The organism is Flavobacterium sp. 120 (assembly GCF_003633605.1).
GTDB lineage: Bacteria > Bacteroidota > Bacteroidia > Flavobacteriales > Flavobacteriaceae > Flavobacterium > Flavobacterium algoritolerans.
In genome coordinates this window covers 29,142-41,356 of sequence record NZ_RBKZ01000001.1, presented here as the reverse complement: position 1 = coordinate 41,356, position 12,215 = coordinate 29,142, and the positions used below count along the sequence as shown (strand labels likewise).

Here is a 12,215-nt window from a genome sequence, read left to right as displayed (position 1 = left end):
ACGTACACCCACAACTTTAAACTTTAAACCTTAAACCAATAAAAAATGAAACCAAATTTAATTACCAAAATCACCCTTTGTGGGCTTTTACTAAATTGCTTTTATGCCAATGCACAAAAAACAAATCTGGAAGTTAATACCGCTACTACAGTAACTAAAATTCAGCCCACAATGTACGGTGTGTTTTTTGAAGACATCAACTTTGCTGCCGATGGTGGTTTGTATGCCGAAATGATTAAAAATCGTTCTTTTGAATTTGAAGCGCCGCTTATGGGTTGGGAACAACCGAATAGTGACAAGCATTCTTTCAATACAACATCCGGAATTGCTACAACTGTCAAGGCATTGGAAAACAAAACCAATCCAAGTTTTTGCAGAGTATTAATCAATGATGCCAAAGGGTTTTCGATGATTAATGAAGGATTCCGTGGCATGGGAATTAAGAAAGATGCTAAATACAATCTTTCGCTAAAAGCGGCAAATCACAACGGCGCTATCAAAAAAATCATCATTCAATTTATTGATAAAAACAAAAAAGTATTAGGCGAAACTAGCATTGTCCCAACATCAAACGAATGGAAAGGCTATACTGCTCAATTTACTGCTACTCAAACCGAGGCAAAAGCACAATTGAAAATCACCTTTGAAGGAAATGGAACCATCGATTTAGACATGATTTCTTTGTTTCCAGAAGACACTTGGATGAACAGAAAAAACGGAATGCGTAAAGACATTGTGCAACTTTTGTATGATATGAAACCGGGATTTTTGAGATTTCCAGGAGGTTGTATTGTTGAAGGAAGAACTTTGGCACAACGCTACCAATGGAAAAAAACCGTGGGTGATGTGGAAAAAAGAGAAACTTTAATCAACCGTTGGAACACTGAATTCACTCACAAACCGGCACCGGATTATTTCCAGACTTTTGGATTGGGATTTTTTGAATATTTCCAACTTTCCGAAGATTTAGGCGCGCAACCCTTGCCTATTTTGAGCTGTGGAATGGCGTGTCAGTTCAATACCGGAGAATTAGTTCCAATGGAAGAATTAGATCCTTACGTTCAAGATGCTTTGGATTTAATTGAATTTGCAAACGGCGGTACAGAAACTCCTTGGGGAAGAATTCGTTCTGAAATGGGACATCCAAAACCGTTTAACCTAAAATACATTGGTGTTGGAAATGAGCAATGGGGACCAGATTACATCGAAAGATACAAAGTATTTGAAAAAGCGATTAAAGCAAAATATCCAAAAATGATTATTGTTTCCGGAAGCGGTCCATTTCCAGAAGGAGATTATTTTGAATACGGAATGCAAGAACTTAAAAAATTGAATGCTGAAATCGTTGATGAGCATTATTACAAAAGCCCACAATGGTTTAGAGAAAATGCTACTCGTTACGACAGTTATGACCGAAAAGGTCCTAAAATTTTCGCAGGAGAATATGCAGCTCAAAGTGTGGCAATTGCAAGTCCTGACAACAGAAACAATTGGGAATGCGCTTTCTCTGAAGCTGCTTTCATGACCGGTTTAGAACGAAATGCTGAGGTCGTTAATTTAACTTCTTACGCACCATTGATGGCGCATGAAGAAGCGTGGCAATGGACACCGGATTTACTTTGGTTCAACAATCTGGAAGCGTATGGTTCTGCTAACTATTATGTGCAAAAATTATTTGCTACCAATAGAGGAACCGATTTAATAGCAATTACCAAAGACGGAAAACCGGTAACGGGGCAAAACAATCTGTTTGCATCGGCAGTGAAAGATAGCAACTCTAAAGAAGTAATTGTAAAATTAGTAAACACATCTGCGACTGCACAAGAAGTAAATGTAGACTTAAAAGGAACCAAATTACAAACTAAGGGAACTATAATAACCCTTACAAGTCCAAACTTACAAGACGAGAATTCATTTGCAAATCCTAAGAAAATAAGCCCTACAGAAAAGGGATTTAATTTAAAAGGGGACAAAGCACAAACGAGCCTTCCACCCTATTCTGTTACTGTTTTGAAGTTAAAAATGAAATAATCGCAACAGAATAAATGTATATCATACGTTTGTTTTTTATTTTACTCGTAAAACGCTGTTTTTATGCGTTTTTGATAAAAATTATAATACCAAATTAAATTAAGTGTTTTTTATACACTTATAAAATAAATATATTATATTTGTAATTCTTTAAAAGATTTTGGGATGAAAAATTATGTTATAGGATTAGATTACGGAACAGATTCTGTTCGAGCGATGTTAATAGACACTGAAAATGGGCAAGAGTTAGCATCAAATGTTTGTCAATACAAGCGATGGGCAACCAAAGAATATTGCAATGCATCCACAAATCAGTTTCGCCAGCATCCATTAGATCATATCGAAGGATTAGAAACGACCATAAAATATGTTGTTCAAAACAGCAATATAGATCCTTCACTAATACGAAGCATTTGCATTGACACCACCGGTTCATCACCAGTACCCGTTACTAAAGATGGAATTCCTTTGGCTTTGACTGAAGGTTTTGAACACAATCCGAATGCGATGATGGTGTTGTGGAAAGATCATACGTCTATCAACGAAGCAAACGAAATCAATGAACTTGCCGAAAATTGGGGTGGAGAAAATTTCACCAAATATGTAGGTGGGATTTATTCATCAGAATGGTTCTGGGCAAAAATTTTACACATCGCAAAAGTAGATACAGCTGTAAAAGATGCCGCTTATACTTGGATGGAACATTGTGATTTGATGACGTATTTATTGATTGAGAATAAAGATTTAAAAACATTCAAAAGAAGTCGTTGTGCAGCCGGTCATAAAGCCATGTGGCACGAGGACTGGAACGGATTACCACCTGAAGAATTCTTAGGTCAATTGCATCCATATCTTGCCGCACTTCGCGGAAGATTATACGATGAAACCTATACTTCTGATTTGGTAGCCGGAAACTTAAGCCAAGAATGGGCAACACGATTAGGACTTACAACGGGTACTGTAATTGCAGTGGGAACATTCGACGCACATTCTGGAGCGGTAGGAGCAAAAATCGAAGAAAATACTTTGGTTCGTGTGATGGGAACCTCAACCTGTGATATTATTATTGATTCAAAAGAGTCAATCGGAACAAAAACCGTTCGTGGCATCTGCGGACAAGTTGATGGTTCGGTAATTCCAGGATTCATAGGTCTGGAAGCGGGACAATCTGCTTTTGGAGATTTATTGGCTTGGTACAAAGAATTACTACTTTGGCCAACAGAACATTTATTAGCTACTTCTACCCTTTTGACTAATGTTCAAAAACAGCAGTTAAAAGCGGAAATGAGTGATAATTTAATCGTTCAATTGACCGCCGAAGCAGAAAAAATTCCTTTATCTGAAAGTGTACCAATCGCTTTAGATTGGATTAACGGAAGAAGAACTCCAGATGCTAATCAGGAAATCAAAAGTGCTATTTCTAATTTGTCTTTAGGAACGAAAGCACCACATTTATTCAAATCTTTGGTAAACGCCATCTGTTTTGGTTCTAAAAAAATAGTAGATCGCTTTGAGGAAGAAGGGGTGAAAATAAACAGCGTCATCGGAATTGGTGGTGTAGCGAGAAAATCGCCTTACATCATGCAAACCTTGGCAAATGTGTTGAATAAACCAATCAAGATTGCAGCTTCAGACCAAACACCAGCGTTGGGCGCAGCAATATACGCAGCAGTTGCGGCAGGAATTTATCCGAATGTAATTGAAGCCAGCCAAAAAATGGGAAGTGATTTTGACGGTGAATATTTTCCACAATTAGACAAAGTTGCTGCCTATAATAAATTGCTTTTGGCGTATGAACAACTAAGTTCTTTTGCCGATCCATCTATTAAAAAACTACACCATGAGCAGTATGTATAATGCTTTAAAACAAGAATGCTACGACGCAAACATGCAATTGAATGCATTGAATTTAGTAGTCTATACTTTTGGAAACGTGAGTGCCGTAGATAGAAAAAATGGCGTTTTTGCCATAAAACCCAGCGGTGTTCCTTACGAAGATTTGAAACCCGAAGACATTGTTATTGTAGATTTTGACAATAACATTATCGAAGGTACTATGCGTCCGTCATCGGATACGAAAACGCACGCTTATTTATATAAAAACTGGCCAAACATCGGTGGTGTAGCACACACTCATGCCACGTATTCTGTAGCTTGGGCACAGTCGCAAAGAGACATTCCAATTTTTGGAACGACTCACGCCGATCATTTAACCACTGATATTCCTTGTGCTGCGCCAATGGCAGACGCACTTATCGAAGGCAATTATGAACACAATACCGGAATTCAGATTTTGGATTGTTTCAAAGAAAAAAACCTTTCGTACGAGGAAGTAGAGATGATTCTCATTGGAAATCACGGTCCTTTTGCTTGGGGAAAGAACGCAGCGAAAGCAGTTTACAACAGTAAAGTTCTAGAAGTAATTGCCGAAATGGCACACTTGACTTTGCAAATAAACCCAAATGCTCCAAGATTAAAAGATTCCTTAATAAAGAAACATTACGAACGCAAACACGGAAAAGATTCGTATTACGGACAATAATAGATTTTTGAATGATGATTAACGATTTTTGATTTCAGATTTTACAGCACTAGATTTCTCGTTTTATACGAGTCTAAACTTCTGAAATCAAAAATCTTAAATCATTTTATAACTCAATGTTATTTTCCAGAATAGGTAAAACAATGTTATTCAATACTATATAAAATAATAAAATAATGATAGATATATCTCAAAAAGAAGTTTGGTTTGTAGTAGGCAGCCAAGAATTATATGGCGAAGAAACGCTAAGAAAAGTAGCAGAGCATTCCCAACATATTGCAAAAGGGTTACACGCTTCGTCTCATATACCAGTGAAAATTGTATATAAAGATGTGGTAAAATCTCCAGCACAAATTACAAATGTATGTTTAGAGGCCAATTCGAACAAAAACTGTATTGGTATTATTGCTTGGATGCATACTTTTTCGCCAGCTAAAATGTGGATTGGCGGTTTAAATATTCTTAAAAAACCATTGTGCCATTTGCATACACAATTCAACGCTGAAATTCCATGGGCTTCTATGGATATGGATTTTATGAATTTAAACCAATCGGCTCACGGAGACAGAGAGTTTGGTTTTATCATGTCCAGAATGCGTAAAAAACGTAAAGTGGTTGTTGGACATTGGGAAGACGAACGCGTTCAAAAGAAATTAGGCATTTGGTCCAGAGTCGTTTTAGGTTGGGATGAGTTCCAAAACTTAAAAGTGGCAAGATTTGGAGACAATATGCGCGAAGTTGCAGTAACTGAAGGAGATAAAGTCGAAGCCCAAATCCGTTTTGGTTTTTCGGTAAATGGTTTCGACTCTTCAGATATTACCAAACACATTGACAAAGTTTCTGATGCTGATACGAATGCATTGGTTGCAGTGTATGAAGCGTCTTATACTTTGGCTCCAGCCCTTCAAAAAGGAGGAGAAAAAAGAGATTCATTGCTAGAAGCTGCCCGAATAGAAATAGGATTAAGAGCATTTCTTGTAGAAGGAGGTTTTGGTGCTTTCACTGATACTTTCGAAAATCTGGGTTCTTTAAAACAACTTCCGGGAATTGCTGTGCAACGTCTTATGGCAGATGGATACGGTTTTGGTGGAGAAGGCGACTGGAAAACCGCCGCTTTACTCCGTGCAATGAAAGTAATGAATGTAGGTCTTGAAGGAGGAACTTCTTTCATGGAAGATTATACGTATCATTTCACGCCTCAAAAATCGTATGTTTTAGGGTCTCACATGTTGGAAATTTGCTCTTCTATTGCTGATGCAAAACCTTCTTGTGAAGTACACCCATTAGGCATTGGAGGAAAAGAAGATCCGGTTCGTTTGGTATTTAATGTTGCTGCAGGAAATGCTATCAACGCTTCCTTGATTGATATGGGGAACCGTTTCCGATTGATTGTAAACGAAGTAGAAGCGGTAGCGCCAATGGCCGATTTGCCTAAACTTCCTGTTGCGCGCGTCTTGTGGGATTGTAAACCAGACCTTGATATTGCTGCAACTACATGGATTTTAGCAGGTGGAGCACACCATACGGTTTACAGCCAAGTTTTGACAACTGAATATATGGAAGATTTTGCCGATATTGCGGGTATAGAATTGCTTGTTATCGATGAGAAAACAACCGTTAGGGACTTTAAGGATAAAATTAATGCTAACGAAGCCTATTATCATTTGTTTCAGCACGGTCTATAATTTAAGTCTAATGTCATAAAGTCTTAATGTCCAATGCAGAGGATTAAAGTTTTAGTTAATTTTTAAACTTTAGACTTTAAGGCTTTTAAAAACTAAAAAACGAATCATTATGAATGTATTAAAACGTTGCATTTACGGAATTTCCATAGTAAGTTTGGCCAGTATGAATATTCAATGCAAAAGCGATAAAAAAGTGGAAGAAACTGTTACAGAAGCAAAAGCTACTGATGTGGTAACTATCGAAAAATCAGCTTATGGAACGACTCCAAAAGGCGAAAAAATTGACAGTTACAAGCTGAAAAACCAAAAAGGAATGGAAGTGGATATTATCACTTATGGTGGAATTATCTCTTCTTTGAAAGTGCCTAACAAAGCCGGAAAATCAGAAGAAGTAGTGCTTGGTTTTAATTCATTGGAACAATACATGAAACCAAATCCATATTTTGGAGCCCTTATCGGAAGATACGGAAACCGAATTGCAAAGGGAAAATTTACTTTGGACGGAAAAGAATATGCTTTGGCCATCAACAACGATCCTAATGCTTTGCACGGAGGACCAGAAGGTTTTCACAGAGTGGTTTGGACTGCCGAAGAAGCAAAATCCGGAGACAATGCTTCGCTAAAATTGAAGTATGTGAGTAAAGACATGGAAGAAGGATATCCAGGAAACCTAACTGTTTTTGTAACCTACACCTTGAACAATGACAACTCATTGGACGTGGTTTATGAAGCAACTACGGATAAGAAAACAGTGGTAAACTTAACACAACACTCGTATTTCAACTTGTCTTCTGATTTTTCTAAACCAATTTTAGATCATGAAATCACAATCGATGCAGATAAATTAGTTCCGGTTGCAGCAACACTTATTCCAACAGGAAAATTGACCGATGTAACCAATACGCCGTTTGATTTCAGAAAAGCGAAAAAAGTGGGTGCACAAATCGAAGGGAAAGACGAACAATTGAAAAACGGATTGGGTTACGACCATTGCTGGGTGCTGAACAATCAAGATAAAGGAGAGCGTTTTGCAGCATCGGCTTATGATGCAGGAAGCGGAAGATTATTGGAAGTGTACACGGACCAACCAGGAATTCAGTTCTATTCCGGTAACTTCTTAGACGGTACTTTACCCATGAGAAATGGTGGAACGTATGCTCGCAGAACTGGTTTTTGTCTAGAAACACAACACTATCCAGATTCTCCAAATCAAAAAGATTTTCCAACTACGGTCTTGAATCCAGGTGAGAATTATAAAACAAAAACAAGCTTTAAATTCTCTATTAAATAACAATACACTAACTAATTATAGATTAGTTTCTATTCCCATAAATAAGTTGAATGGTTTGGTTTAAATATGGAACTAGTTAGTAACCCCGAAAGTAAAACTTTCGGGGTTTTTTTATGGTAATTTAATACTGCTGTTTTAATGTTGTGCTATATAACTTTCTTTATTGCGAGCGAAAAGTTTGCGATAGCTAGAGGATTTGCCAAATCTTCCAAATACAGAACCAACTTTCCATTAAACCAATTGCCCAAATTGCTTGTAGCGTTTGTTAGTGGCTGTTATTCTTCTGTTCCTAATATTTTTCTCGTTAGTTTCTTATTATGTTGTTTATCGTGAATTTTGCTACTTAATATCCAATAGATAGCAATACCTATAAAAATAGTTAGAGTTATTGACATTAAATTTAATCCAAGCAAAATATAGATTAGAATTAATAATATAGTCATTGTTATTTCAAAACCGTATTTATCTTTTTCTTCATTACGTCGTTTTAAAATCATTAAATTTCCACGCCTTTTATTTATTCTTTCTATCACTTTTTTTGTAATACTGTCAATAGAATAATACTTGTCTAGATCGGGAATTGAAAAACAAATTCCAAACTCGAGTTCAAGTTTACTCATAAATCGATAATATCGTCTAACGCCTTTAAACGTATTTTTTATTGTATTTTTTGAATGAGCTGGAAATGTAAGAAAGTCAAGAAAATGAGATTCCGAAAAGTCAGCATCAGGCTTTTGCCTTTCTTCGTTAAAGATTCTTAAAATTATATCTTTTATTTCTGTTTCAGTCATTTTATTTGTCATCTGCGTGATAATAGTCGCTAACGTTCTGTTAGTACCTTTAGATTTGCATAATAAATTATTCGTAAATTTAAATTAACAACCAAACTGACAAAGTACAAAAACTACTTTCCATTAAGCCAATTGCTCAAATCCGTTGTAGTAGCTGTTAGTGGCTGGCATTAATGCTGTTCATAATCGTCAAAATTCACTTCTACTTTTTCAAATCTTTTATCGTTTAATAGAATTGAATTTATTCTATTCACTCATTCTTGATTATTTTCGGACATTATGAAAGCTAAATCCCATATATCTTTTGAAAGTGAAAAATTTCCAATATCTGATTGAACTTCTAATATAAATTCATCATTCATCCAAAGTTCTGAAACTTCTTCAATTTTTGGATTTATTTCAATAATTGAATTTAATAAGTCTGAGAAAAAATTTTGATTTTCAACACCGCTAAAAATTTCAATCAGTAAATTTTCAGAATTGTATTCTGGTCGAAAGCGATATTTATATTTGTCTTTTATATTCATATTTGAGAATTTTGAAGTCATCAAGGTTTGTCATTTTCAATCTGCAATGCACCACTGATTTCATAAATTAACACTCCTAATTCTCTACTTGTTTCTAACATTTTGGTGGCAATATTATTTACACTTTCAGCATTGATATTTTCTGTGTGTTTCTTAAAACCTTGTTTTGCTTTAGTCGTGTTTTTATGTCTTACAATAATTTTTGTGTTATTATTGTGTCCATAAAAAGAATGTGTTATAGTATTTCGCTGTTGTTCTAATATAAATGCTTCTTTTAAAATCTTATTGAATTTATTTTGTTCTTTTGGAGAACTTTCAACGACCTTATATATTCCAGCAGAAACATTTAAAAGTTGTTTAAATGACATTTCTGCTAAAATTAATTCATTAAATGGTTGACCAATTCCCATTTGCATTCCAGCAAACATTGTAAACATAAATTCTAAATTCGCAAAATTTAAAGTCAATCTTCCTACAGCTTTAACAAACTCTTCATCTAAATTTTCACTGTCAATTAGAACGTAATCTTCTTCACCATTTTTTTCTTCCATTATGTGCGCTTTTAGATATCAATGTTTAAAGTTGTGTAACTGTTATTGGCTGGCTCCAGTTTTAAAAATATTCTGGATATTGTATAAATTCTCTATAAAAATCATTTGAGTAATAAGCAATGGCTAAAATTAAAGTGATAAAGTGAAATAGCAACAACCAAATAAATTCATATGAAGTTTTTATTTTCTCAATTTTTCTTTCAAAAACATAATTAATAGAAGTTATAATTATAATAAATCCAATTGAAATTAAGGTGAGCCTTTCAACTTGACTATGGATTAAATTCATAAGTCTTTCAATATTTGAAACTCTAACTATTATTGCATATGAGAGATATGTATAACAAATCATAAAACTTAATGCAGTAAAATTGAGCAAATATTTTATTACTTTCTTCACAGTTATTATAGCTATTAAATTTCCTCTCAATTTCTGGTTGCTTGCCACTAACTAATATATACACGAAACAAACCTTCGCATATACACCCAAAAATGGGTAGATTCACGAAGGTTTGTTTCGCTTTATCTCTTTTCAAATATATTAAAATTTTCTTACAAATTATAAAAAAAGCCTTTTCATGTGTTGGAATCATTTGACGCTAACACTACTTGAAATCTAGATTAGAATAAGGTACTGGACATGCAGAATTCCCTAGCCCTGATTGCAACGAAAATCCTTTTCTTAATCCTGTCTGGGTTTACCCAGACAGGATTAAGAAAAGATTGCAGTGTAAAGCGGGAAATAGCTCCTGAAAAAACTAAATCTTCACGACAAACCCTCCATGAGGTTTCATAGTTACTTTTAGTTTGGTACTTTTTGATACTGCTTTTTGCTGAAATCCGTTCTCGTCTTCGGCGATACTAAAACCTTTGGAATTAGTCACAAAAGACAAATCAATTTCTATTTCTTTGGCGGTGGTTTCCCCATTAATCCCAACGATATGCCATATATTGTCTTTCTTTCTGGCCATGATAATGTACTTTCCCGGATACCCATCAATAAATTTAGAATCATCCCAATTCGTTGGAATATCTTTTAAATAATCGACTACATAAGCAGGCATTTTAGCCATTCCATCAGGCGTTTCGGCCATGTGTTGAATTCCGGATAAGAATAAAACGGGCAAGGCTAATTCAAATGCTGGAGTTGTTTTTCGGGTAATATTTGGAATAGAATCCAAAACCATTGGTGTGAAATCCATTGGGTCAAAAACATTTCGGGCAAAAGGAAGCATGGCACAATGTGTTGGGGCTAAATCAGCAATATCTTGGAAAAAAGTAATGTATTCATATCCTTTTACCGCTTCAGTCGTCAGCAAATTTGGATAGGTGCGTTGCCAACCTCTGGGTAAAGTTGCTCCATGTAAATTAATCACTAATTTATGCGCCGCAGCATCGGTCAGCATATCATGATAATACGCAATCATCGATTGTCCGTCGCCGCCAAAAAAATCAACTTTGATTCCCGCAATTCCCATTTCATTCAATCTGGTAAACTCCCGAACTCTGTCAGCATGGGTAATCAATTTACTTTTTGGATGGTATTCCGTACTGTTCCAGGATCCTGATGAATTGTACCAAACGAGTAATTTCACGTTTTTACCTTTGGCGTAAGCCGACAATTCTTTCATTTTTTCATCGCCAATTCGAGTATCCCAATCGGCATCTATCAAGCAATACGGCCAATTCATAGCAGCGGCATAATCAATAAATATATGGGTAGTTTCATAATTAACCGATTCATCTTTCAGTAAAACCCAGCTCCAAGACGCAATTCCGCTTTTTATAAACGAAGTGTCGGTAACCGTTGACGGATCGGCTAAATCTGTTCCCATGGTACTTTCGGTGATGGTTTTAAGTGACCCGATAGTAATGATGCGCCAAGGCGTGTACCAAGGCAAAACAGATTCCGGATTTAAAGCTCCGTTAGGGAAAATCTCTTCTTTTTGAGGAAAAGTTACCTGCATTGCTTTGGCAGTATCATTATAAACCAATCGGCTCCCGCAATAATTGGCTTGCAATCCTGTTTCGGAAATCAAGACCCAAGTATCATTTGCATGGAACAAAGCGGGATACACCCACCCTTCGCCTATTGCAGGTTTTGTATTTACGGGAACGCCCATCGCATAATGCTCTTCATAGGAAGGATTGGTTTCTTTCCATCCCGTTTTGGCTTTTGACATAGGTTGCAACCACGCTTTTGTGGTGGTGTCAAAATTATAAGTAGTTTTCTCTTCGGTTATTTTTTTAATAGCTGTAGAAGTTTCTGGAAAATGGTATCGCAACGCAATTCCGTCGTGGGATAGTTGAAAAATAACATTCATTCTTTCCCCTTTATTGTTTTGTAAGCTAACGGTATATTGATTTGCGGCATACGCGATTTTTTTTCGTTTCCCTTGCAGCATCGAATAGTTGGATTGAATTGGTTTCGATTTAGAAACGGCCACTATCTTTAAATCCGTGTAAAAATTAGCGTCTTCTCTGACAATCCCCAAATCAGAAGTATTAACAACCAATTTATCTTTGAAGAAAACCTTGTAAGAAGGAGTTTTCTTTAGGTTTAGACTAAATTCAATTTTTATTGTTCTATCCGAGTTGACAAAAGAATAACCAGTTGGTTTCCCCACAAATGAAGACAATGACAGCGCCAAAAAAGCTAGCAAAACTATTTTTTTCATAATTAAGTGTTTTATTTACACTTACAAGAATACAAAAATAAAATTGTATAAATAACGATATCGTTAAAATTTTCAAACTCTATTTAGAATATCACAAAAAAAACGTTTTGGGGTATAA

The 12,215-nt window shown here is 35.7% G+C and carries 9 protein-coding genes; 5 read left to right on the top strand and 4 right to left on the bottom strand.

The genetic code is table 11. The features are described from left to right. Window positions 1-45 precede the first annotated feature (45 nt). From C8C87_RS00195 to C8C87_RS00175, 5 genes are all read left to right on the top strand, one after another. Window positions 46-2,031 (top strand): alpha-L-arabinofuranosidase C-terminal domain-containing protein, encoded by a 1,986-nt coding sequence (locus C8C87_RS00195; protein WP_121340717.1) that lies wholly within the window; start codon window positions 46-48, stop codon window positions 2,029-2,031. A 165-nt stretch (window positions 2,032-2,196) separates the two neighbouring features. Beyond that, window positions 2,197-3,888 carry a ribulokinase gene (locus C8C87_RS00190; protein ID WP_121340716.1) on the top strand — a complete coding sequence of 564 codons (1,692 nt, stop codon included), beginning with the start codon at window positions 2,197-2,199 and terminating at the stop codon, window positions 3,886-3,888. Beyond that, on the top strand, window positions 3,872-4,573 hold the full coding sequence (locus tag C8C87_RS00185; protein ID WP_121340715.1) for an L-ribulose-5-phosphate 4-epimerase: 702 nt from the start codon (window positions 3,872-3,874) through the stop codon (window positions 4,571-4,573). The genes C8C87_RS00190 and C8C87_RS00185 overlap by 17 nt, the downstream gene beginning before the upstream one ends. A gap of 176 nt (window positions 4,574-4,749) precedes the next feature. Continuing rightward, window positions 4,750-6,258, top strand: a complete 1,509-nt coding sequence (gene araA / locus C8C87_RS00180) for an L-arabinose isomerase (RefSeq protein ID WP_121340714.1) — start codon at window positions 4,750-4,752, stop codon at window positions 6,256-6,258. A 109-nt stretch (window positions 6,259-6,367) separates the two neighbouring features. Then, window positions 6,368-7,549: an aldose epimerase family protein gene (locus C8C87_RS00175; RefSeq protein ID WP_121340713.1), complete on the top strand. Its 1,182-nt coding sequence runs from the start codon at window positions 6,368-6,370 to the stop codon at window positions 7,547-7,549. Window positions 7,550-7,824: 275 nt separating this feature from the next. Here the strand turns inward: C8C87_RS00175 and C8C87_RS00170 are convergent, their stop codons facing one another. From C8C87_RS00170 to C8C87_RS00150, 4 genes are all read right to left on the bottom strand, one after another. Then, the gene (locus C8C87_RS00170) at window positions 7,825-8,340 is read right to left on the bottom strand and encodes a hypothetical protein (protein ID WP_147402352.1); all 516 of its coding nucleotides are present in this window, start codon (window positions 8,338-8,340) and stop codon (window positions 7,825-7,827) included. 254 nt (window positions 8,341-8,594) lie between these two features. Continuing rightward, window positions 8,595-8,867, bottom strand: coding sequence for a hypothetical protein (locus tag C8C87_RS00165; protein ID WP_233549979.1), 273 nt, complete (start codon window positions 8,865-8,867; stop codon window positions 8,595-8,597). 20 nt (window positions 8,868-8,887) lie between these two features. Next, window positions 8,888-9,418, bottom strand: coding sequence for a hypothetical protein (locus C8C87_RS00160; protein WP_121340711.1), 531 nt, complete (start codon window positions 9,416-9,418; stop codon window positions 8,888-8,890). A 759-nt stretch (window positions 9,419-10,177) separates the two neighbouring features. After that, a complete protein-coding gene (locus tag C8C87_RS00150) occupies window positions 10,178-12,097 on the bottom strand; it encodes a glycoside hydrolase family 97 protein (RefSeq protein WP_121340709.1) in 1,920 nt (639 codons plus the stop codon). Window positions 12,098-12,215: the final 118 nt, after the last annotated feature.